The sequence below is a fragment of the Alicyclobacillus sp. ALC3 genome (genome assembly GCF_028751195.1).
Classification (GTDB): Bacteria; Bacillota; Bacilli; order Alicyclobacillales; family Alicyclobacillaceae; genus Alicyclobacillus_L.
The window spans coordinates 1,702,458-1,724,700 of the sequence record NZ_CP066784.1; the positions used below are offsets into that span (position 1 = coordinate 1,702,458).

A 22,243-nucleotide genomic window follows, 5' to 3' on the forward strand; every position below is an offset into this window, starting at 1 on the left:
CGAAGAATTTGCCCGCGTGGCACGAGCGTTGGCGCAGACCTACCACGTCCCCGACATCATGTTGGCAGAGACGCGCTTGGTGTTTGTACTAGAGTCCCCGCATGTGCAGGAGTTGAAGTACGGCGCACCGGTGTCCGGTCCATCAGGCGCCACCATGACCAAGCACCTGTTTGGCGAAGCCTATGAACGCTATCCACTTGGCCGCCTGGTCAGGAAGAACGTCGACGACGCCGTGCATCGGCCGCGGCTGGACCGAATCGGCCTGATGAACGTCTGCAATATCCCCATGCAGGCTGCTGCGTACGACAATCGGCAGATCGTGCAGACGCATGGGATGTGGATGCAGGCGATGGCGACCCTGCGCTCCTCCAACCAGACTGATACGTACCGGGACCAGCACGTGGAAGCGGTACAGACGGTGCTGGTTCTGAGCCTCCGCCGTAAACTACAGGTCCTGGCGGACCGCCCACTGACACTTGTACCCTGCGGACGTTTCGCGCAGAAGTTCTTCCGCCTCGCCGGCGTGCAGAGTCCTGCGTGGACCGTGATAGACGGCGTTCCCCACCCCTCCTACAACTCATGGGATCGCGCGCAGTACCAGGACGCCGTCGCCCGCGTGTGCCAAGCGCTAAACGAGGAATAGGCTGGAGAGTTCGCGGGACGTGAGCCGTGGAGCGGATTGTGCCGGGATGTGAGCGATGGCGCGGCGCGGGGACGATGGCGGTGGGCGGCGAGCGAGGATGCGGTGGGTTGGCGGTGGCGGTGGGCGGCGAGCGAGGAGGCGGTGGGTTGGCGGTGGGTTGGCGCCAGTTTGGCGCTAACCCAGGACGAGGATGCCCGCGATTTTGCCAGACGAAGGGAGATGTGCACCCGTAACGCCGATGGGCTACTCGAAGACAGGTCCAAGACCAACCTCGAGCAATCCTGCCGCGCAGCGTGCTGACGAGCCAAGCCTCGAGACCGCAATCGAGATCGAACCGAATCGGTAAGCCCCCAAGGTTGTAGCCCAGCACAGCGTGCGGCCGTGCTACTGCACACATCGGCCAGGACGGCCCACCGGCGCGACCGCTCTACTCCACAGGCAACTCGAGTTGGTGCCAAGCGTGCAGTTCTAGGGTGCGGGCACCCGCTGCAACGACCGGATCGGCTTGAGCCAACTGACTGGCCTCTTCCTCGCTGTCACACTCGTACATGACCATTCCGCCTTTGCCGTCGACAAACGGCCCGGCCATCACGACCTTGCCTTGACGGTACAAATCACTGATGTACGCTAGGTGGGCGGGGCGAACCTGCTGATTCAACTCCGGATCGACAATTGTCAGCAACGCCACGTATTTCATCGTTATTTCTCCTCTCGACTAGGTTTGCTTGCGTGGCGTAGGAGTTTCAAGTAGGTCGAGAGAAACTTCGGCCAGTTGCGATTAGACGAGTAGTAACTCTCGAGCAGCGTCTTGAACAAGCCGTACTTCCCCGCATACGGGAACCAGTTGACTTCGCGCAGGCGCTTGCCTTTGTCGACCATGACCGCCGTCTGCCGGCAGAACATGCGCATCCCGTCTGGCCCGTGGTAGCGGCCGAGGCCACTTGACTTCTCGCCGCCAAAGGGGAGGTCGTGGTTGACGATCGTGATCACTACATCGTTGACCAGCACGTTCCCACTCACAAGTTGCGACGCGACGCGACGGCCGCGTCCGACGGCCGCGGTCCACACGCTCGCTGACAAGCCGTACTCGGAGTCGTTGGCGAGGGCGATGGCTTCTTCTTCCGTATCGAAGGGGATCACGGGCAGCACCGGCCCAAACGTCTCCTCCTGCACAACGGCCATGTCTTGGCGGACATTGGTCAGGACCATCGGCTCGAGCCACAGGCCGCTTTCCGGCGCAGTGCGCCATTCCTCAGGCGGGCGTCCGGTCTGAAGCACCGCGCCTTCGGCGAGCGCGGCAGAGACGTGCCGACGCACAATGTCGACTTGATGCGGGAAGGTCATCGATCCGATGTCCGAGCTGGCGTCTGTGCCTTGGCGCAGGTTTCGAACCTCCGCGCACAGCTTGTCGACGAACCTATCGTACACCGATCGCTCCACGTAGATCCGCTCCACCGCCATGCAGACCTGCCCCGAGTTCATCAGGCCGCCCCAGATGGCCGCTTGGACGGCGCGATCGAGCGGGGCATCGTTGAAGACGATCATCGGGTCCTTGCCACCGAGTTCGAGGGTGGTCGGGATCAACTGACGGGCGGCGGCCTGCTGAATGATCTGTCCGGTCCTAGCCGATCCCGTAAAGAATATGTAGTCCGGCCCTGCATCGACGAGGGCAGCCCCGAGGTCCTTGCCACCGTGCGCCACCTGCACCACGCCTTCCGGCCAGCCGCTCGCCTTGAACAGCCGCTCGATCACGACGCCTACCCGCGGCGTCACCTCCGACGGCTTGAGGACGACTGTGTTCCCTGCGATGAGCGCGTTTAGCATCGGCACCATCGGCAACTGCAACGGGAAGTTCCACGGTGCGATGACAAGCACCACGCCACGCGGCTTATACACAACATACGACGTCTTTCCGATAAATAGCAGCGGCGTCGTGGTCTTCTGAGCGCCGAGCGACTTCTCTGCATGCCTCTCGATGTGTCGGATGGCTTCAAGGACGGGCAGGATGTCGGTTGTCATCGCCTCCATCGCGACTTTCCCCGTCTCCTCTGCCACCTGTCCGGCAATGTCGTCGAGTTCGGCCACCATGGTTTCACGCAGACGTTTCAGGTATTTCAGCCGCTCAGCCACCGGCGTGGTGCGCCAGGCGGCGAATGCTGTCCGGGATCGGGCGTATAAAGCCGGTACGCCGTCTGCCGGGCAGACCGGCACGGCACCGAGGTTCTCGCCGGTAGCTGGATTGGTCACCGGCAACGTATTCGGCAAAACGGTGGACATCGGTGCATTCCTCCTTGGATGCTGGGCGAGCTGGGCGAGCTGGGCGGGCGGCGGGCGGCGGGCGGCGGCTACATAGCCGGCTTTTCCTCTAATTTCCGGCATCGATGCCGGAGCAAGAAGTGCATGAGTCCATTCTGCCTCGGGGTGATGAATTCCTCCAAGTTCGGAGGACCTGCATGCGGTTACCGCCGCCCATGTGTCAATTTCGATCACTTCCCGGACGCCGAGCCCTGCCTATGTGTCGATTTCGATCACTTCCCGGACGCCGAGCCCTGCCTATGTGTCGATTTCGATCACTTCCCCGTCGCCAAGCCCTGCCTATATGTCGATTTCGATCACTTCCCGGACGCCGGGCCCCCCGGATGTGTCGATTTCGATCACTTCCCGGCCGCCGAGCCCTGCCTATGTGTCGATTTCGATCACTTCCCCGCCGCCAAGCCCACCATATGAGTCGATTTCGATCACTTCCCGGCCGCCGAGCCCTGCCTATGTGTCGATTTCGATCACTTCCCGGAAGCCAAGCCCTGCCTATATGTCGATTTCGATCACTTCCCACTCTCGAATCGACCTTTGACGCGAACCGCTGGTGGCCCCGGCAGGAATTCACTGCTCCAAATCGAAATTACGTACCAATTCTAACTCTTTCAAGCGCCTGCAGGGAGCCGGTTACCAACGAATGCTGGCAGGGGGCCGATTACCAACTCAGGCTGGCAGCGGACTACGAAGTCATCGTCTGAGAAAGTAGCGCATATGGAGCATCAACATAGACATGCCGCACTCGACGACACCGCGCCAAACTGCGGCAGAGTCTGGCTCTCGGCTGTCGCCAATGCCGCTCGGCTGTCGCCAGTGCTCACGGCGTTACGCATGCGTCGTGCAGCAAGGCGGCCAGCGCTCACCGTGACCCTGCGTATCGACTGACCACCTGACTACCGATGCGGCCTATCGGACATAAGAGGGGGAATCCGCAACCTTGCGCGACTACGACTATTACCGACGTATCTTTGCACCCTTGCGCAAACCGTTTGCCTACGTCGATCTCGACTTGCTCGACGAAAACATTCGCCTCATTGCAGAGCGTGCGGCGGCCTATGGCAAGCGCGTTCGCGTCGCCAGCAAGTCGGTGCGTTGCACAGCAGTGCTTCGACGCATCTTCGCTGCCAGCGACGTGTTTCAGGGTATCATGGCGTTCACCGCTGCCGAGGCAATCTACCTCGCGAAAGAGGGCTTCGATGACATCCTAATCGGGTATCCAGTTTGGGATCCCGACGGTATCGCCGAAATCGTCCGCCTCACCACCGCGGGCCATTGCATCACGTTTATGGTCGACAGCGCCGAGCACCTGCGTCACATTTCGCGCATCGCAGCAGAGCAGGGGCCCGAGGCTATAGCCCGCATCTGCATCGACGTCGACATGTCAACTGAGTTCCCCGGTTTGCACTTTGGCGTGCGGCGTTCACCGCTCAAAACCGCTGCCGATCTCGCACCGCTGCTAGCCGAACTGAGCGCCCAGAAAGCTCATGCACGCCTCGCCGCCACAGGAACCGACTCTCTCTCCGCAGGCACAGGCACAGGCACAGGCACAGGCACAGGCACAGGCACAGGCACAGGCACAGGCACAGGCACAGGCACAGGCGGAGTTAGCCTCATCCTCGATGGCATCATGGGCTACGAGGCGCAGATCGCGGGCGTCGGCGACAACGTCCCCAGCCAAGCCCTCAAGAGCCGCACCGTGCGTTGGCTGAAGAGGCGGTCGGTGCCGCAAATCGCTGACCGGCGCAAGCAGGCCGTCGACTCCATTACGAAGGCCGGGTACGAACTGCGCTTCGTCAACGGCGGCGGCACCGGCAGCCTGCATACGACCGGGCGCGAGGGGGATGTCACCGAGATCACAGTCGGATCCGGTTTCTACTCCCCCGGCCTGTTCGACAACTACGAGGCGTTCCACTACCAGCCAGCGGCCGGGTTCGCAATTCAGATCGTGCGGCGGCCACGGTCGGACATGGTGACCTGCGCGGGTGGCGGTTACGTCGCATCTGGCAGCCCCGGCTGGGACAAGGTGCCAAAACCGTACCTACCTGAAGGCCTCAAGCTGTTGCCAAACGAGGCTGCTGGCGAAGTCCAGACCCCGTTCAGCTACAGTGGCAGCGTAACACTCAATCTGGGTGATAGCGTTTTGATGCGCCACGCCAAAGCCGGCGAGCTATGTGAGCGCTTCCTCGTATTGCACGCAGTGTCAAACGGAGAAATCGTCGACACCTACACGACCTACCGGGGGGATGGCCAGTGCTTCCTGTGAACCAACAGACGAGCGAACAGACCAGCGAACAGACCAGCGAACTCACCACCCACCCCGCCAGCCAACCAATCAGCGCCACGCAGACCTGGCGCAACTGGTCTGGTGTGGTCGAGTGCGTGCCGCAACAAGTCGTCTACCCCACGTCGGTTGACCAGGTCGTCGAGGTCGTGCAGCGCTGCAACCGGGAAGGGCGGACACTGCGCCTCGTCGGGTCCGGGCACTCCTTCACCGCGCTTGTGCACACCACAGACATCCTGATGTCGCTCGACCACCTCGCGGGCATCATCGAGATCAGCCAGATCGAGCAAACCGCGACAGTGTGGGCTGGGACGAAGCTGAAGGCACTCGGTGAGTTGCTGTTCAACCATGGCCTCGCGCAAGAAAACCTCGGCGACATCAACGTGCAGTCCGTTGCAGGCGCCATCAGCACAGGTACGCACGGCACCGGCGTCACACTCGGTACGCTGGCGACGCAGGTTGTGCGCATCACAGCCGTCCTCGGCAACGGCGAAGTCGTGACGTGCTCCGCTGACGACAACGCAGACCTGTTCCACGCGTTGCAGGTATCGCTCGGGTCAATCGGCGTGATCGTCCAGGTTACCTTGCGCCTCATCCCTGCCTACCGTTTGGTCTACGAGAGCAGTCGCGTGACGCTCGACGACTGCCTCAGCCAGCTCGAAGACTTGAAACAAAACAATCGCCACATCGAGTTCTACTGTTTTCCGTACAGTCGTACCGTGCAATTAAAGCGGATGAACCGTACGGACAGTCCCGTCAGTGACCACGGGTTCAAGGACTACTTCAACAAAGTGGTGATGGAAAACTACGTGTTCGGCGCCCTGTCCGGATGTTGCAAAACGGCACCCGGGCTGACGCGTACGGTCAGTCGCCTGTCCGCGTCAAGTGTGCCCGTCGGACGCGAGGTGAACTGGAGCCACCGCCTGTTTGCGACACCGCGACTCGTGCGCTTTAACGAGATGGAGTACAACATCCCAGCCGAGCATATGGCAGCGGCCATCCGTGAAGTGCTCGAGTACATCGAGCGCGAGCGCATTGCCGTTCACTTTCCCATCGAGTGCCGGTTTGTGCGCGGCGACGACATCTGGCTGAGTCCAGCTTACGGCCGCGACTCCGCCTACATTGCGGTGCACATGTACCGCGGTATGCCCTACGAATCCTACTTTCACGGGGTGGAAGCGATTATGAAGCGCTTTGGCGGGCGACCGCACTGGGGCAAACTTCACTACCGCGCAGGTGCAGACATTGCCGCTCAGTATCCAAAGTGGGGGGCGTTCCACGCAGTGCGCCAGACTGCAGATGCGAACGGCGTGCTCTTGAACGACTATCTGCGCAGACTGTTTGGGGAGGTAGAAGCATGAGTCTAGCGCTCTCGCCAGAGCCAAGGGCGGCAACCTCGTCGCGCTGGGGAATCATCGCAGCGTTTGCGATGGTCGCGGCCGCGACGCAGCTGCTCTGGGTGACGTATACACCCATCACCACAGAAGCCGCAGCGTTCTACCACGTCTCCGACTCCGCAGCCGGATGGCTGTCTGAGGTTTTTCCGCTCTTATACGTTTTGCTCGCCATCCCCTGTGGTATGCTCACCGACCGCTGGTTCCGCGGATCGCTCGCTGTTGGCTCCATTCTCACCGCCGTCGGAGGACTCATACGCGTGGCGCCGACGTTCGATGCAGCACTCATCGGCCAGATTGTGATCTCGGTCGGACAACCACTAGTGGTCAACGCAATCAACAAAGCGGCTGCCGTCTACGTCGCGGAAAAGCAGCGCCCAACTGCCATCGCGGTCGGGTCGGCCAGTCTCTTTGGCGGCATTCTGATCGCGATGCTCTCCGGTCCCATCCTGCTCTCCGCGAGCGGCATGTCTGCGGTGCTGTGGAGTCAGGCCCTGTTCGCGGTCGTCGGCACCCTGTGGCTGTTGTGGGCCTTGCGCTCGCAGCCAGTCTACAGCGCACCGGCAGACGTCCGGTCGTCGATTTCGCGGGTCTGGAAAAACGGCCTCATCCGCACGCTGTCGGGCCTCCTTTTCATCGGGTTTGGCCTCTTTATCGCTGTGACCACATGGCTCCAGGTGCTACTCGCAAAGGACGGCGTCACCAGTCTCGAAGTCGGGATTGCGCTCGCGGTGATGACAGCGGCCGGCATTGTCGGCGCTGGTATTGTCCCGCCGTGGGCGATCAAGCACGGCCGTTCACGCCATGTCGTCGTGGCTTCGCTCGCAGTCAGCGTCGTGGCGCTCGTCGCGATTGGCTTCGGTCGCCCATTCTGGCTAATTGCAGGGCTGCTCGCAGTGACCGGGTTTTTGCTTCTGGCAGACCTGCCGATTTTGCTGTCCATCACGGAGATTCACTCTGCGCCTTCCGACGTTGGGACGGCGTCCGGGCTGTTGCTGCTCTTTGGCAACGCTGGCGGTATTGTGCTCGCGCTGCTCGTGCAGGTATTCGTCAACCACTCACTTGTAGCTGTGGGGATACTTGTCATTGGCTCCGCAATCGCGGTTCCACTGACGCGGCGCGTACCGTAATTTGTCCCTGAGCGACTTGTCCCTTCCATCCCTCCTCCTGTTTGCATTGGCTGTAGCAACGCTGCATTCATACAAGTCAAACAGGAGGAACGATCGATGAAGGACGGACCGAGTTTCTTTTTTGCGCAAACCATCAACAGCGAACAGCCACTTGACACAACAACCGTCCCCGTCCTTACACTCTGCGTGTTCGCCGAACGTGAGCATGCCGTCGCAAAACTGGACGCTTCGACTCAGGTTGTGTGCGACGCAGCATCCGCTCCGCACAGTTTAAATATCGAGTTATACCGAAACGGTACGTTCGTCACCAGTCATCTGGTGCAACTCGATGAGTCTGCCGCTCATGTGGAAAACGGATTTCTCGTCGCAACGGACAACTTGACGTGGGCGGACACACCCGACGCTGGCGTCAACCTGTATCAAATGATGATCACGGTGCTCGACGACACGGACGAGGGCGAGATGAAAGGCCGCGCCTTTGCAGGGACGCGCAGCCTCAATGCCACCGTGTTTCCGTAACAACCATCTGTTACTTCGGCAGGTTTCAATCGATCTGGGAGAGTGCAGAGGATTCTTCAAAGGAACCGGACGGTCGTAGCCTGCTGAGGAACCAGAGCACTGCGACGACGAGCAGCAAATAGCCAGGGACGAGCAGAGCTGAGCCGTGAACCAGGTGGTCGACAATCTCCCGCACCAATGACAGCATCAGACAGGCGAGCGCAAAAGTGCCGAGCCAGACGGTGTCCGTGCGGGACATCGTTTTGCCAACAGTCGTGTACTCGCTCCACCAGAGGGAGAAGACCATCGTGATCGAAATGAGGAGCAGCAGCAAGTGGGTACCTTCGACGAGTGGGGAAAAGACAATGACACAGAGCGCAGCAAGAGCCATATCCGCCCGCGGGTCGTCAACACGTCCGCTCCAGATGAGCCAGATGACAAGCAGTGCCAAACCTACGAGAATGGCGAGAAACACAGGTAACACCGCGGCCGGACTGATGACGTGCGCCACATTGGCGAGATACGCGAGGTCGCCTTCAAACGACAGGTTGTGAGGCGCCGGACCGTTTTTCATGCTGGAGTGAAACAGACCGTAAAACGCAGTCACGAACTGCCACAGTGTGCGCCACCCGATCACGAACGCGGCAACGACTGACGAGATTGCGGCGCCCGTCAGAATGCCAAAAGCCATGCGCCACTCTCGTCTGAGCAAGTAGTAAAAGAAGAGGACGGCGGGCGTGATCTTGATGACAGCAGCAATGCCAATTGGGACGCCAGCGAGAAACTTCCACCTGAAAGTGTAGCGCAGGTAGAACCCGAGCGTGATCAGCAACAGAAGCAGCCATGTGACATTACCAAGCAGAACATCCGAGTTAAATCCGTCATTGGCAGCGCACAAAGCAGCAAAAACCAGCCACGGCAAGCCTGCCCCCCGCCGCGTTAGCAGCCGCCCCCGCCCCCGCTTCACAAACCCGAGGCGCCCCAACAAGATGACCGAGAGTGCATAGCCGACGAACGCAAACACGGTCCACAGAATGGACGCGGCCCTGTACGGAAGCGCCGCGAGAAATGAAAAAAACACGGCAAACTGAGGCGGATACACGTACTCATCAGGTGCGTTCACGATGTACCGGTGCTGACGCAAAAACGCTTGCTCGAGCGGTTTATCGTACATCAGCGCAGGCGGGCTGTGGTGCCACACGACTGAAAACGCGGTGTAAAAGAACGCAAAGTCATAATGGAAGTTGGTTATGGTTCGATGTGTAGCGATATAACTCACGTAACCGAGCGCAAAGTAGACGGCGATGGTGAGCAGAAGGCTGGCCTCGACAACCCACAGCAGTTCAGCGGGCTTCAGTGTTATGCCTGGACGTAGTTTGCGGCGAGTCTTGCGGTCGATCGTCATTGTTGCCTCCGGGCTCCGGTCGGGACGAGTAGGCTTGCTCTCTACCTATTCGCAACCAAACCTTGATTTCCCTGCCACCCTCATTATGTTCGGGTTTTGACAGTCACTCCCGCGACCTGAGGTTGCAGGAGTGGCAGACGCGAAGTGGTATACTGTGCCCATGATTTACACAGACGGAATTCACCTCATCTCGTCGGAGAGCCTGGAAGAACTGCACACATTTGCCGTGGCGCGCATCGGCCTGAAGCAGAAGTGGCTGCACAACTCACCGCGCCACCCCCATTATGACTTGATGACCAATGCGGCGGTTGACCGCGCGCTGAGGGCCGGCGCAGTGATGCGTACGTCGCGGGAACTCGTCGAGATCTTGCGCAGCGCCCCCTACCTCGAAGCCATTCGCGAAGCGACTGCGGCACGCCGACGCCGCAACCGGGCGAAACGTGCACATCATTTGGAAACGAGGGACTACCCCATGGTCACAAAAGTCAACTTAGCTGATACGCTGAGCCTATTCGACGATCACTGGAACCCACGCATTGTCGGGGATCTGAACGACTCCTACGTCAAGCTGACCAAGCTGAAGGGCGAGTTTGTGTGGCACTCGCATGAACAGGAAGATGAGATGTTCCTCGTCGTGCAGGGGCAACTTGTCATACGGGTGCGCGATCAAGAAGATGTGATATTGAACGAGGGCGAGTTCGTGATTATTCCGCGCGGTGTCGAACACCAACCGTTCGCGCCGGAAGAGGTTCACGTACTGCTACTGGAGCCGAAGACGACACTGAACACAGGCAACGTCGTGAACGAACGGACACGCGCAGAATTGGAGCGACTCTGAGCCACATGACCCACATGACCCACATGAGCCACATGAGCCACATGAGCCACATGAGCCACATGAGCCACATGAGCCACATGAGCCACTCGCCTGAACTAGCCTCGCGGGCTCCTCGCGCGGCATAACGCTCGTCCAAATTCCACTTCGGCTCCCACTTCGGCTCCCCCCAACACGGTACTCGGCGCTACGACGAGGCAATGGTGAGCGTGAAGTTGCATTGGGGGAGTGGGGGGCCTGGCTGATCACGCTGTCTTTCGGCCTGATGGGCTTTTCGTTCTACTCGTTTGCAGCGTGGCTGCCGCAAATCATTGAAGGCATGGGCTACTCCAAATCCTATTCGGCAAATGCCCTAACGCTCTTTGTTACGATTCAGATTCCAGTCAGTTTGATGCTGCCACTCGTACTGAGGAGATACCCTTCGCGCCGATTGTGACTGGTGGTTGAGTTCGTAATTGAACTAGCCGGCTTGCTGTTACTTGTGATGAGCGCTTTGGGCTCCATCGTGTTGGGCTGGATTGACGACGGCACCCACAGTTTTGTCGCGGAGACGGGAGCGACGGTGGCGCGCGGCTATGTAATCGTTTCGGGAACATAGCGGCCGTGGTGGCGCTGGTATATGATCGTTTCGATCACATAGGCACCGTGATCGCGCTGCTATGTGATCCTTTCGATCGCATAGCCCCCGCAGTCGCGATGATATGTGATCCTTTCGATCGCATAGCCCCCGCAGTCGCGCTGCTATGTGATCCTTTCGATCGCATAGGCACCGTGATCGCGCTGGCATGTGATCCTTTCGATCACATAGGCGCCGCAGTCGCGCTGCGATGTGATCCTTTCGATCGCATAGGCGCCGCAGTCGCGCTGGCATGTGATCCTTTCGATCACATAGCCCCCGTAGTCGCGCTGCTATGTGATCCTTTCGATCGCATAAGCGCCGCAGTCGCGCTGGCATGTGATCCTTTCGATCGCATAGCCCCCCAGGTCGCCCTCACATGTGATCCTTTCGATCGCATAGCCCCCGCAGTGGCGCTGCTATGTGATCCTTTCGATCGCATAGGCGCCGCAGTCGCGCTGGCATGTGATCCTTTCGATCGCATAGGCGCCGCAGTCGCGCTGGCATGTGATCCTTTCGATCACATAGCCCCCGCGGACGCGATACCGCGTTGGTTTCCCGACGTCGCCCTACTTCGTGGTGGCGTACGAGCCCGCGCTCATCCTCGCCAGCTTGCTGCACTGGCATTTATTTTATCCGGATATTATAGACACGTTTATTTTATCCGGATATAATATAAGCATATCTCACGTTGGGAGTGTCGCACTCATGTCTACGTCTCAGACCGATGCAGAGTTCACCGCGTTTCTCGATGACCAATTGGTAGCCAGTGGTTCGTTGCAAGACGTCATCCAAGTGTTGAACGGTCAGTTGGACTCGGCTCAACTTCCTAGTATCTGCTTGTTCGACGATGCCACAGGCAGGCCGGTTGACCTTGACGTGCGCCATGGCGTGGCATCTGCGCCTGCTGCCAACGACTTGCCCGCGACGGACGGTGCCGACCATGGGCAGACACCGACCGATGCGCCCCGATCCGTCGGCCGCCCGAAACTCGGAGTCGTCGCTGGCGAAGTGACACTGCTGCCGCGACACTGGGCATGGCTGAAGAGCCAGCCCGGCGGCGCCTCTGTGACCTTGCGCAAGCTTGTAGAAGAGGCGCGCCGCACAACGGCGGGCGAGGACATCGCACGCCGTGCGCAGGAGGCCGCCTATCGAGTGATGACTGCGTTGGCTGGTGACCGGTCGAACTACGAAGAAGCCCTACGCGCGCTCTACGCCAAGGACGAGCAGCGCTTCCTAGAACTGACGCAGGGTTGGTCGCAGGACGTGTGCGACTATGTTCGCAAACTGGCTAAGCCAGTGTTTGCGCAGAAGGGATCACGGGTACAGAGTTGATTTCAGCGGTACACGGGGCGTAGCTGACGGGCGTAGCTGACGGGCGTAGCTGACGGGCGTAGCTGACGGGCGTAGCTGACGGGCGTAGCTGACGGGGCGCCGACCGAGGAAAGCGCCCCGTCCTCTTGCCACATCCAGGTTGTCGTCGGCATGGGTGCGCACTTGCTTACTTCTGCTCCATCCGCCAGCGCAAACCGGCCAGCATCAGTTTTTGTGCATGCAGCGGCGGCGCCATCTTTTCCGGGTTCAGCCGCGCCATGATGTCCCACAGTTGCTGGTTCGGTGCGTTCTCCACCGTTTCGGCGTAGTGGCGGAAGCGCTGGAGAAAGGTGTCATCCACCGGCATGTGAAACGCGTTGGCGAAGAGGTCAATCCACTCGTCAACCACCGCCTGCACCCTAGCGCTCTCCGGACCATGGCCAGCCTGCTGTGCGGCAATCGCGTGGTCCATGAGTGCCCCCATCGACTGACTCCACGGTTCCGGTTGGACGCGACCGTGATCAATCATCTGCCAAAACGGCTGCACCATCTGCTGCATTTCGTCGCGAAACTGCGGGTCGTTTAACAGCGCCTGCAGGTCGGTCCACGCCGCTGTCTGCTCCGCCCCCCACTGCGTTGGCAACGATTCCTTCAGCTGCTGCAAAAACGCTGTGCGCCAGTCGTCAGTGGCCGTGTCCGGGATCATCGTCTCAGACCAACGCGCCTCCAGCCAAGCCTTTTTTTCCTCCGTGCTCATCTTCATCGCCTCCAGAACAATGTGAAGGTGTGCAAACGAAGACTCCCCCACCGCGTCTTGCGGAATCAAATCAAGGCGGGCGCGGATGTCGGTGAGGTGCGTGATCTGCAGATCGAGTGCCCGTTTGTGCCAGTCGATCACGGTCGCGACGTCGGCCGCCTGGTTCAAGATGCGACTGATTTGTGGCAGGCCGAACTCCATCTCGCGCAACTGGCGCACAAGTGTCAACCGCCAGATGTCGTCTGTGGCGTACAGGCGATACCCGGCTTCCGAGCGCGCCGCCGGTGTTACGACGCCCTCGTTCGCGTAGTGGCGGATGGCCTTGACGGACAATCCTGTAAGTTTGGCCGCCTCACCGATTGAATACAGTCCGCTTGTCATTCGCATCACCTTCTGGTCTGAGGCTACAGTCTCCCGTCGCAGGAGAGTCAAGCGTCAGAGACCGGGGAATTTTTGACCGGTCCACTGGGCTGACGTCTGGCAAGCGACCGCAGTGCTTGGCGCCGTCGTGGCGCTGTAATCGCTCCGTAGTGGCGCCGTAGTGGCGCTGGAATGGCTCCGTCTACCATCCTTGCAATGGGATGGTGATGCCTTGCCCCGCTACCTTTACCGCGGAACCGGCTAATGCGGACTTGTCGGGGACGACGTCACTGCTTGGCAGCTTTGTCTTCGTACCGGTCGACAAGTTCACGAGCGTGACTCTCTGCACGAGCGTTCCACCCGTCGCGTTATTCGTGTAATAGGACTTGTCATAAGCGAGAAAATCTCCAGAAGTACCAACGTCGAAAAAGTTGCCGCCGCCCGCCAGGTAAGACGTCACAGTTGTGTCCTGGTTCGTCTGTAGGTTGAAGATGTGCAGGTCATTGCTACCTGGCTGATTCAGGCCGGGCGCAGCCCACGCGACTGAGTACATGAGCCACTGATTGTTGATCAGTGTCAGGCCCCCGGGATACGCGTAGTACACCTCATTTTCGGCGTCTAACACGCGCAACCACGGAATGGTGTCCGGCATGGATGGCGGCGTGGTCGTTGAACCCCCCGATGTTTGCGTCGGCCCCTGGATGGCGATGGAATACGGTTCCGTGGGGACATTCGCCCACGCCTGATACTTTGGGTTGCCCTTGCGGGACACCTGGGGCTCCATGATATAGGCAATCCCCGCCGGCGTCTGAACAGCCTTTCCTTCGATACCTTGCAGAGAATACGTCTTCCCGCCGACCGAAACGTTCTTTACAGGTGATTGAATGACCGTGCCGCCAATTTGCGGCGCCAGCACGTTATTGAGCAGGTTGTTTGCCGACTCGAGCACATACGGCGCGTACGACCAGTCCTTTGCGTCCGCCGTGTACACGATGGTGACTGAAGGCAAGGAGTTGAACGGAACGTAGTCGTTAATCCCTGCCACATCCTGCCCATTCTTTGCCCGGAACGAGAAGTATGCTGTCTGCGGATTTGGGTGCGAAATCACTGCCGGCGCAAGCGGGCCCTGTACTGAAGAAGTCCCCCAGTTCTTCGCCGAAGCCTGCGCCGCCGCCTTGAAGAAGGGGGCGGCCATGCCATCAGTCGCGAACGGTGAAGCCCCGGACGTGTCAACTTCAATCGACGCATCGGCGCTGTGCAGGTACACCGCATACGAGCTGTCCCCCGCAAGCGTTGCTGTCCCTTTCAGACCTGGCGGCGCGATCAGATAGAAAGCCATCCCTTGGTCCATTTGCACAAAGTACGCGACCAGCTTGCCCTTTAACTGCGGCGGCACCCAGGATGAAATACTCTGCGGTGCCTGCATGACGGAAATCCGGACGGCAGACGTGAACGGCACCTGTACGACCGGCAATTGAGATGTCGACACCGGGTTATTCTGCAGGCCCGGCCACGCAATCGCCTGTACCGGGGTCAGCGTGCCTGCGCCGTACATCTGTAAACTGGTTGTCGTATTGCTCCCCGGCGGCGGCGTCGATGGCACGACCGCGTTGGTGCTTGGCGCGGTTGTCTGGCCTTTCGTCGTCGTGGTACGTTGCGAAGTAGAGTTTGAAACACGGTTGACCGTGCTGTTGGTCACTCTTGGCAGATTGTGTCCCTTGTTGGCCGAGGTGTGTTGACCTTTCCAGACGATCCCGCCAATCACCCCTGTAGCTACCACCAATGCGGCCGCGGCGACCGCGGCTGAACGAAAAACGGCGCTGCCGCGGCGACTATGTCGTCCATGACGGCCCCGAGAGCCTCCACTGGCTGCTGCACCTGCACCTGCACCTGCACCTGCACCTGCACCTGCACCTGCACCTGCACCTGCACCTGCACCTGCACCTGCACCTGCACCTGCCCGAGCCACTTCTGTTCGGCGCCTGCGCGCGGCCGATACGACCTCATCGACGTTCGCTTCGTCCCACTCGCCACCAGGCGTATCGTCAAGTCCCTGCTTCAGCCACTCGTCAAAGTTCATCCGCAAGCACCTCCGCCTGCAATTTGGTCTTCAACTTTCGGATGGCCCGGAAATAGAGCACGCGCGCGTTACCTTCCGATGTGCCGACTACATCAGCAACTTCTCGGAACGACAGTTGTTCCCGCACCCGCAACAGAATGACTTCTCGCTCGTTGCGGCCTAGTTCAAGCACCGCGCGCCAGATGTCGTTGACCGACTCCCCGTCGAGAAAGACTACCTCAGCGGATGGACTGGCCGAATCGGCCCAATCGCGCGCGCCTGCCGTATTCGAAAAGTTGGCACCTGTCGGTGCCGCCGCCGTGTGCCCGTCACCTCGCCGATTGCGGGCAAGCGGCACATCTGGGCTACCGGATGGGTTGGCGAACGGGATCAGCCGGCGAAATCCCGCGGAACGCAGGTAATCTGTCGCTGCATTTCGCGCGATTGTGAACAACCACGTTTTCAGCGATGACTCGCCGCGGTAGTCGGCCCAGTGTTCGTAGGCGCGAATGAATGTCTCCTGCGCCAGGTCGTCTGCGACATCAATCCGGCGGACGATGGAATAGGCGAAACTCCACACGCTCTGCCAGTATTGGCGCATCGCATCGGGAAAAGTTACGGGCCCGTTGGTCACAATCGTCACTCCAGTCTCGAGCCGTATGCTGCCACTTTGACGAGATAGGATGAATAGGTGTTACAGGGTTCGGGATCTATTGAACCACGGGCGAGGAGTGATTGCTGCACAAAGTGTGTGGCGGCGGGGCGGGCATAACGGCTCACGCGGCGTGGGAATAACCGCGCGCGCCCTCGGCGGGCGTGGCGTGGCGTGGCGTGGCGTGGCGTGGCGTGGCGTGGCGTGGCGTGGCGTGGCGTGGCGTGGCGTGGCGTGAATAAGCGCGCACGCCTCGGCGGGCGAAACCGCTCACCCGGTGTGGGAATAACGGCACCAGACAGCTTATCGCGCGAATTTGTGGGGTGTGACGCCGGATTAAGCAGCCGAAAACCGCCAATCAGTGCCAGACGACCCCCTAGATGGGCCTCAACGGGTCCATACGCCGCCCCGGACGGCTTATTGACCGGTCTCGCGAGGCAAAATAGGCGAATAGGCGGTTCTCTGCCGCTATCAGCGCACGAACACGCACGACCGCACGACCGAACGCGCATGCCGGCGGCTGTCGGCGACGACATCTGGATGCCCAAGGGACAAAGCGGGTATCGCAGCACAAACCGGTCGAGTGGCCTTCGGATCTGTGCGGCCTTTCGTTAGCACCTCGAGATCCCGAAATTCATAACGGCACCAGACAGCTTATCGCGCGAAATTGTGGGGTGTGACGCCGGATTAAGCAGCCGAAAACCGCCAATCAGTGCCAGACGACCCCCTAGATGGGCCTCAACGGGTCCATACGCCGCCCCGGACAGCTTATTGACCGCCCTCGCGAGGCAAAATAGGCGAATAGGCGGTTCTCTGCCGCTATCAGCGCACGAACACGCACGACCGCAAGCTCGATCACGCATTCCGGCGGCTGTCGGCGCACGCCGCTGGCCTCCGCTGGCCTCCGCTGGCCTCCGCTGGCCTCCGCTGGCCTCCGCTGGCCTCCGCTGGCCTCCGCTGGCCTCCGCTGGCCTCCGCTGGCTGCTGCCCAAGCGGCAGCGGCAGGGCGGGTGTGGATTAGGCGGGGATTGGGCAGCGGCAGGGCGGCAGCGGCAGCAGCGCGGGCGGGGATTAGACAGGCTAGGCCCAGGGGCAGTTGTCGCCGCACATTTATCCGCCAACGGTATGTTTATTCGTCTGCAGGCTTCAGGGCCGCCCGGAATGATCGCGGAATGGCTGTTTCAAAGCGAAGCGTCTTCCCCGACACGGGGTGCTCAAACGACAAGAGGCGGGCGTGCAGGCCGAGCCGGCCGAGTGGGTTCGCCCTCGCGCCGTAGCGCTTATCGCCGACCACGCTGTGGCCGATGCTCTGCATATGCACTCGAATCTGGTTCTTTCTGCCCGTCTCCAGTCGTACTTCGAGCAGCGACAGCCCCGCCCCGCGCTCAAGTACGCGGTAGTGCGTCACAGCGTGCACCCCATCGCCTGCCCGGCAGACGTACATCGTCATCGTCTTGCTTTCCTTTAACCAGGTGTCAATCGTGCCTGCGTCGGCTTTGACGCTGCCTTGGACCAGAGCCACATACTCGCGTTCAACCACTGCCTCTTCCCAACGCTCCTGCATCTGGTTCTTCACCTCAGGCGACTTGGCGAACAGCATCAGGCCGGAGGTATCGCGATCGAGGCGGTGAACAATGAACACGCGATCACGATGGTTACGCTGCTTCACGTGGTCGGTCAACAAGTGGTAGGCTGTCCGCTCTTTCTCGTCGTCGGTAGCGATGGAGAGTAATCCAGGCGGCTTGTCGATCACGATGATAGCGTCGTCCTCGTAGACAATCTTCATCCCAGCCGTGATCTGCCGGTGTTCGATGGCACCCGTACTCAAAATTTGTACCTCATCGCCCGGTTTCAGCGGGTGGTCGTGCCGCGTGACAACCTTGCCACCGACGACTATCTGCCCACGCGTCAGCAGGGCTTTCACCTTGTTGCGGCCGCGGCTCGGAAACTTTGCAAACAAGTACGGCAACAGCTGTGTGTTTTCTTCCACTGTGAACAGGTTCTGCTTGTCCAGCGTTCATTCCACCTTTAGAGACGAATGTCGTCTATTCCTATTTTACCCGCCGTATGCGGTTGCTAACTCCGCGAGCTTCTTCATCGTGTTCCAGTTGCGCGTAGTGGCGACAGTCCCAAGTTTGTTGAGACCTTGCGCTCGCTTCGAGTCGACGATGCTTTGCCGCAGGTGCATATAGACAGTGCGGCCGATGATGGCAAACTCGTCCCCGGCCGAATCGATTTGACTCCACGTGCCGATGGCTTCGGCTGACGGCACCTGACGCAGAAGCGCCACCTGCAGACTTTCGCCATCGCGCACGGCGTCTGCATCGTAGGGACAGCTTGCGAGAATTGTCGCCCAGTCTTCACGAGAGCGGATCAGCGCTGCCGTGCGCACGCCAAATGCAGCCGCCAGCCACTCTTCCATCTGGGCTTCCAGTAGGTTCGGACGCCCTGCGGACTGAAACAGCACGTTACCACTTTGAATGTACGTCTGTACAGCATCCAGTCCCTGTGCCGCCAGCACGTCCCGAAGGTCCGCCATGCGGATCTTCCCGTGGCCGCCCACGTTGATGCCGCGCAAGAGCGCAAGATATACGGTCCTTGTCGCGGCGCCCGTGTCGCCCATTTGCTCACCCTCTCTTTGTACACTCGCTAGCCTTTACTATTCGCTCGGTACATCAACCGGGCTACGCCGAGAATAACCAATTGGACGAATCCGAAGATGACGAGCGCTGTATAGGTCGCCAGTGATGCCGCCACTCCAATCAGGGCCATGACGATTGCGATGCTCGGCATCACACGAAGCGCCGTCTGTTTTTTCATCCACCCGTCTGGCTTCCCGTCGACGCCCCAGTGCGTGATCATTTTCTCTGGCAGCCCTGGCGCCACGCGCTTTGCCATCGCGAGTTGGGCTAAAACGAACACCAGGCCAACAGCAGTGCCCATGGCGAGATGAACAAGCAGCGCCAATGTCGGCGATTGTCGATGCTGCACTGGGAGGATGTTCGCGGTGCCACGTAGCGATATGTACTTGGCGAGCGACTCCACGTGCGGTGTGGAGATGAGTACCTGTGTCTGGCTGTCCCGAACCAGTAGCCACCGATGCCCGCCGCCGTAGTGAAACGCAAGCACGGACTGGCCGTTGTTCGTCCGGAACTTCCCAGCTTGCAGTGCCCCCGCGCTGACGCCGTTGGTCCGCAGGGCAAGGCCGTACGGTCCGGTCGGCGAAACCCACTCTGCCCGAGCTTGACTGACCGGGATGGCAGCGTTGCCAAACCCCGTCTTCACCGACAGAGTACCCCCTGCGAGGGACCACCCGGTCCCAGCTCCGGAGTAGGCGAACCAAGCTCCAAGCGCGATTAACAGCACGCCGATACCGGCAATCATCGGGGCCACATTGGGACGGCGACCACGCACTGAATGTGCCTGCTGTGAGGACTCGGGCAGCGCGACCCGGGAGCGTGATGTAAGCCACCACGTCGCGGCGACGAGCAGGGTCACAAGACCGAGTCCGGCCGTGATCCAAATCCCAAAATTCATGCTCAAAACCTGCGCAAATGTCAGGTGAAATGACACAGAGCAACACCTTCTTTGCTTTTGCTCGCCGCTTCAACGCGCTCCCAGCAGCTCCGGACGCTGTGTTGACTGAAACTCACCCGCTCTCTTCCCTGTTAGAATCCTAGCATAGGAAGTTCCCTATAGTGTACTGGTCAGATGAAAGCACATCCGGACAGGACACGGCTGTGCGATCGAAGATAAGATCGCTGTGAAGGAGAGAACAAACAATGGAATGGGTCATGCGAATGCGCGACGCAATCGACTGGATGGAGGAACAACTGCCGGGACCAGTCGACATTGACCAAGTCGCTACCCACGCCTATTCATCGCCTTTTCACTTCCAGCGCATGTTCCACATGCTGACCGGCGTCACCGTAGCCGAGTACGTGCGCAATCGGCGCTTGACGCTTGCGGCTCAGGAACTTGCAACAAGCTCTGTCAAGGTGATAGATGTGGCGCAAAAGTACGGTTATGAGTCCCCAGAGTCGTTTGCCAAGGCGTTTCGCAAACTGCACGGGATGTCTCCGTCTGACGCTCGACGTCCAGGGGCGCACCTGAAAGCATTCCCGCGTCTCTCCTTCCACTTGTCAATAAAAGGGGACCAGGACATGGACTACCGCATTGTGGAACGTGAGAGTTTTCAAGTGTTAGGGAAAGAGATTCGAGTTTCGTACAAAGATGGCGAGAACTTCCGCGCCATCCCGAAGTTTTGGCAGGCGTGTTACGCGAACGGGACTGTAGCCGCGTTGCGAGCATCCAGGCAGGACGGGGTGCTCATCGGAATTTGCGCCGATACTGACCATGCTGCAGAGCAATTCACCTACGCGATAGTGGCCGAGAACACAGCTTCTACAGGCTTGTCACAACTAGACGACGTCACCGTGCGAACGATTCCAGCAGCTACTTGGGCAGTCTTCCCGTCGAGTGGCGCCCTGCCAAACGCGATTCAGAGTGTCTGGGATCGCATCTTTTCCGAGTGGTTCCCTGGCACCGGCTACGAACACTCTGGCGGCCCAGAGTTGGAAGTGCTGCCACCTGGCGACGATACCGCCGATGACTATTCCTGTGAAGTGTGGATCCCGATTGTCAAACGCTAAAACGTTGTTTATACCATCTGGAAGTACTCAATTTGACCATGCGGCCCCGTGCTTTCGGATCGTCTAACTCCCCCTCGTGTCCATGTGATTTGGCTCATTGTACGCGCCTAGAAGGAGGACTACACTGAGTGCGTCCGATGCGGTTGATGCGTCAGAGGACGTTTTGCCGCGAAAACACGGTGAGGAGACGATGAAGGTGAAGTTGGAGAACAAAGTCGCAGTCGTCACGGGAGCCGCAAGCGGAATGGGCAAAGAGATTGTCAAATTGTTTGCACGCGAAGGCGCGAAAGTAGTCGCGGCAGACATCTCGAAGGCCGCGCTCGAGGAAGTCGTGGCCGAGATTCGAGCCGACGGTGGTGAAGCAACTAGCGTGGTCGTCAACGTGGCGGTCGAAGCAGATGTGCAAAACATGATTGACACGGCTGTCGATACCTACGGGACGCTAGACGTCCTAGTCAATAACGCTGGGATTATGGACAAAATGACGCCAGTGGGAGAGCTGACAGACGAACTGTGGGAGCGCGTGTTCGCTGTCAACGTCACGGGTCCCATGCGCGCCATCCGTAGAGCGTTGCCGGTCATGGTTGAACAGGGACGCGGCGTGATTGTCAACACTGCTTCGATCGGTGGACTTTATGGCTCTCGCGCCGGGGCTGCGTACACGGCGTCTAAACACGCACTCGTGGGTTTGACGAAGAACGTGGGCTTTCAGTACGCCAACCTCGGCATTCGTTGCAACGCTATTGCCCCTGGCGGTGTCGAGACCAACATTATGGCTGACTCGCCCAATCTCGATATGACTGCGCTCGGTGTCCAGCGCGCGATGGCCGGTATGGCCACGAACCCGCGCTCAGGCCAGCCGGACGAGATCGCGTCCGTTGCCCTATTCCTCGCCTCGGACGACGCAGGGTTTGTAAACGGTACAGTCATCACAGCAGATGCGGGCTGGACAGCGTACTGAGAGCGCGACGCAGCGACACACAATTGTAGGGGCGCGGTTGGGCCACGACGCCCGACCGTGCCGTGGGCGTAGCGCACGAAATCCGCAATCCACTCACGTCGCTGAAAGGGTTTGTGCAGTCGACCTGCGCACCATCGTGCGGGATGTCGGAACGCTAGTGACGACTTTGGTGACGATGCGCGGCATCGAGATACAAACAGAGTACTGGGACATACCGCCGCTCGACTGCGACGAAACCCAACTCAAGTAAGTGCTCATCAACGTGGCCACAAACGGGATAAAGGCGATGGATGCTGGCACCTTAACCATTCGCCTCCGCAGCAACCAGATGGTGAAGTTGGTAACGACGGGCGTTTTACCCTCAATGGTCACG

24 protein-coding genes and 1 pseudogene are annotated in these 22,243 nt (G+C 59.9%); 15 read left to right on the forward strand and 10 right to left on the reverse strand.

Annotated features, from left to right (window positions below; all coding sequences use genetic code 11):
* Positions 1–16 precede the first annotated feature (16 nt).
* Complete coding sequence (locus JC200_RS08025; protein ID WP_274435748.1) at positions 17–643, forward strand: hypothetical protein; 627 nt, start codon at positions 17–19, stop codon at positions 641–643.
* A 26-nt stretch (positions 644–669) separates the two neighbouring features.
* A complete protein-coding gene (locus tag JC200_RS08030; protein WP_274435749.1) occupies positions 670–876 on the forward strand; it encodes a hypothetical protein in 207 nt (68 codons plus the stop codon).
* Between the two features lie 194 nt (positions 877–1,070).
* On the opposite strand, the gene JC200_RS08035 is transcribed toward JC200_RS08030, so the two are convergent.
* Together JC200_RS08035 and JC200_RS08040 are read right to left on the reverse strand one after the other, a co-directional pair.
* Positions 1,071–1,340, reverse strand: coding sequence for a YciI family protein (locus JC200_RS08035; RefSeq protein WP_274435750.1), 270 nt, complete (start codon positions 1,338–1,340; stop codon positions 1,071–1,073).
* A gap of 2 nt (positions 1,341–1,342) precedes the next feature.
* The gene (locus JC200_RS08040; protein ID WP_274435751.1) at positions 1,343–2,920 is read right to left on the reverse strand and encodes an aldehyde dehydrogenase family protein; all 1,578 of its coding nucleotides are present in this window, start codon (positions 2,918–2,920) and stop codon (positions 1,343–1,345) included.
* Positions 2,921–2,938: 18 nt separating this feature from the next.
* On the opposite strand from JC200_RS08040, the gene JC200_RS08045 reads away from it, so the two are divergent.
* From JC200_RS08045 to JC200_RS08070, 6 genes are all read left to right on the forward strand, one after another.
* Positions 2,939–3,370 carry a hypothetical protein gene (locus JC200_RS08045; protein ID WP_274435752.1) on the forward strand — a complete coding sequence of 144 codons (432 nt, stop codon included), beginning with the start codon at positions 2,939–2,941 and terminating at the stop codon, positions 3,368–3,370.
* Between the two features lie 300 nt (positions 3,371–3,670).
* The gene (locus tag JC200_RS08050; protein WP_274435753.1) at positions 3,671–3,841 is read left to right on the forward strand and encodes a hypothetical protein; all 171 of its coding nucleotides are present in this window, start codon (positions 3,671–3,673) and stop codon (positions 3,839–3,841) included.
* A gap of 52 nt (positions 3,842–3,893) precedes the next feature.
* Complete coding sequence (locus tag JC200_RS08055) at positions 3,894–5,219, forward strand: amino acid deaminase/aldolase (protein WP_274435754.1); 1,326 nt, start codon at positions 3,894–3,896, stop codon at positions 5,217–5,219.
* Between the two features lie 68 nt (positions 5,220–5,287).
* Complete coding sequence (locus JC200_RS08060; RefSeq protein WP_274436497.1) at positions 5,288–6,598, forward strand: D-arabinono-1,4-lactone oxidase; 1,311 nt, start codon at positions 5,288–5,290, stop codon at positions 6,596–6,598.
* Positions 6,595–7,761, forward strand: a complete 1,167-nt coding sequence (locus tag JC200_RS08065) for an MFS transporter (protein ID WP_274435755.1) — start codon at positions 6,595–6,597, stop codon at positions 7,759–7,761. Before JC200_RS08060 ends, JC200_RS08065 begins: the two co-directional genes overlap by 4 nt.
* 96 nt (positions 7,762–7,857) lie before the next feature.
* Positions 7,858–8,280, forward strand: a complete 423-nt coding sequence (locus JC200_RS08070; RefSeq protein WP_274435756.1) for a hypothetical protein — start codon at positions 7,858–7,860, stop codon at positions 8,278–8,280.
* 25 nt (positions 8,281–8,305) lie between these two features.
* On the opposite strand, the gene JC200_RS08075 is transcribed toward JC200_RS08070, so the two are convergent.
* Positions 8,306–9,664, reverse strand: coding sequence for a glycosyltransferase family 87 protein (locus tag JC200_RS08075; RefSeq protein ID WP_274435757.1), 1,359 nt, complete (start codon positions 9,662–9,664; stop codon positions 8,306–8,308).
* A 160-nt stretch (positions 9,665–9,824) separates the two neighbouring features.
* Between JC200_RS08075 and JC200_RS08080 the strand changes: the two are divergent.
* The 5 genes and pseudogenes from JC200_RS08080 to JC200_RS08100 form a co-directional block, all read left to right on the forward strand.
* A pseudogene (locus JC200_RS08080) lies at positions 9,825–10,028 on the forward strand (DUF4031 domain-containing protein); the annotation flags it as partial.
* Between the two features lie 108 nt (positions 10,029–10,136).
* A complete protein-coding gene (locus JC200_RS08085) occupies positions 10,137–10,502 on the forward strand; it encodes a cupin domain-containing protein (protein WP_338000214.1) in 366 nt (121 codons plus the stop codon).
* 217 nt (positions 10,503–10,719) lie between these two features.
* Positions 10,720–10,935, forward strand: a complete 216-nt coding sequence (locus tag JC200_RS08090; protein ID WP_274435758.1) for a hypothetical protein — start codon at positions 10,720–10,722, stop codon at positions 10,933–10,935.
* Positions 10,936–10,938: 3 nt separating this feature from the next.
* Complete coding sequence (locus tag JC200_RS08095) at positions 10,939–11,097, forward strand: hypothetical protein (protein ID WP_274435759.1); 159 nt, start codon at positions 10,939–10,941, stop codon at positions 11,095–11,097.
* Positions 11,098–11,823: 726 nt separating this feature from the next.
* Positions 11,824–12,450 carry a DUF2239 family protein gene (locus JC200_RS08100; protein WP_274435760.1) on the forward strand — a complete coding sequence of 209 codons (627 nt, stop codon included), beginning with the start codon at positions 11,824–11,826 and terminating at the stop codon, positions 12,448–12,450.
* Between the two features lie 166 nt (positions 12,451–12,616).
* Here JC200_RS08100 and JC200_RS08105 read toward each other — a convergent pair whose 3' ends face one another.
* The 6 genes from JC200_RS08105 to JC200_RS08130 all read right to left on the reverse strand — a co-directional run bounded on the left by JC200_RS08105 (position 12,617) and on the right by JC200_RS08130 (position 19,794).
* The gene (locus JC200_RS08105) at positions 12,617–13,567 is read right to left on the reverse strand and encodes a MerR family transcriptional regulator (protein WP_274435761.1); all 951 of its coding nucleotides are present in this window, start codon (positions 13,565–13,567) and stop codon (positions 12,617–12,619) included.
* A gap of 181 nt (positions 13,568–13,748) precedes the next feature.
* Positions 13,749–15,626: a hypothetical protein gene (locus JC200_RS08110; RefSeq protein WP_274435762.1), complete on the reverse strand. Its 1,878-nt coding sequence runs from the start codon at positions 15,624–15,626 to the stop codon at positions 13,749–13,751.
* Entirely contained in the window at positions 15,616–16,239 is a 624-nt protein-coding gene (locus JC200_RS08115; RefSeq protein ID WP_274435763.1) for an RNA polymerase sigma factor, read from the reverse strand. The genes JC200_RS08110 and JC200_RS08115 overlap by 11 nt, the downstream gene beginning before the upstream one ends.
* Before the next feature lie 1,147 nt (positions 16,240–17,386).
* On the reverse strand, positions 17,387–18,247 hold the full coding sequence (locus JC200_RS08120) for an RluA family pseudouridine synthase (RefSeq protein WP_274435764.1): 861 nt from the start codon (positions 18,245–18,247) through the stop codon (positions 17,387–17,389).
* 66 nt (positions 18,248–18,313) lie between these two features.
* Positions 18,314–18,880: a DUF1697 domain-containing protein gene (locus JC200_RS08125; RefSeq protein ID WP_274435765.1), complete on the reverse strand. Its 567-nt coding sequence runs from the start codon at positions 18,878–18,880 to the stop codon at positions 18,314–18,316.
* Between the two features lie 26 nt (positions 18,881–18,906).
* Positions 18,907–19,794 (reverse strand): DUF1648 domain-containing protein, encoded by an 888-nt coding sequence (locus JC200_RS08130; protein WP_274435766.1) that lies wholly within the window; start codon positions 19,792–19,794, stop codon positions 18,907–18,909.
* Between the two features lie 245 nt (positions 19,795–20,039).
* On the opposite strand from JC200_RS08130, the gene JC200_RS08135 reads away from it, so the two are divergent.
* Entirely contained in the window at positions 20,040–20,909 is an 870-nt protein-coding gene (locus tag JC200_RS08135; protein WP_274435767.1) for an AraC family transcriptional regulator, read from the forward strand.
* Between the two features lie 196 nt (positions 20,910–21,105).
* Positions 21,106–21,870, forward strand: a complete 765-nt coding sequence (locus JC200_RS08140; RefSeq protein WP_274435768.1) for an SDR family oxidoreductase — start codon at positions 21,106–21,108, stop codon at positions 21,868–21,870.
* 93 nt (positions 21,871–21,963) lie between these two features.
* Here JC200_RS08140 and JC200_RS08145 read toward each other — a convergent pair whose 3' ends face one another.
* The gene (locus JC200_RS08145) at positions 21,964–22,170 is read right to left on the reverse strand and encodes a hypothetical protein (RefSeq protein ID WP_274435769.1); all 207 of its coding nucleotides are present in this window, start codon (positions 22,168–22,170) and stop codon (positions 21,964–21,966) included.
* Positions 22,171–22,243 lie beyond the last annotated feature (73 nt).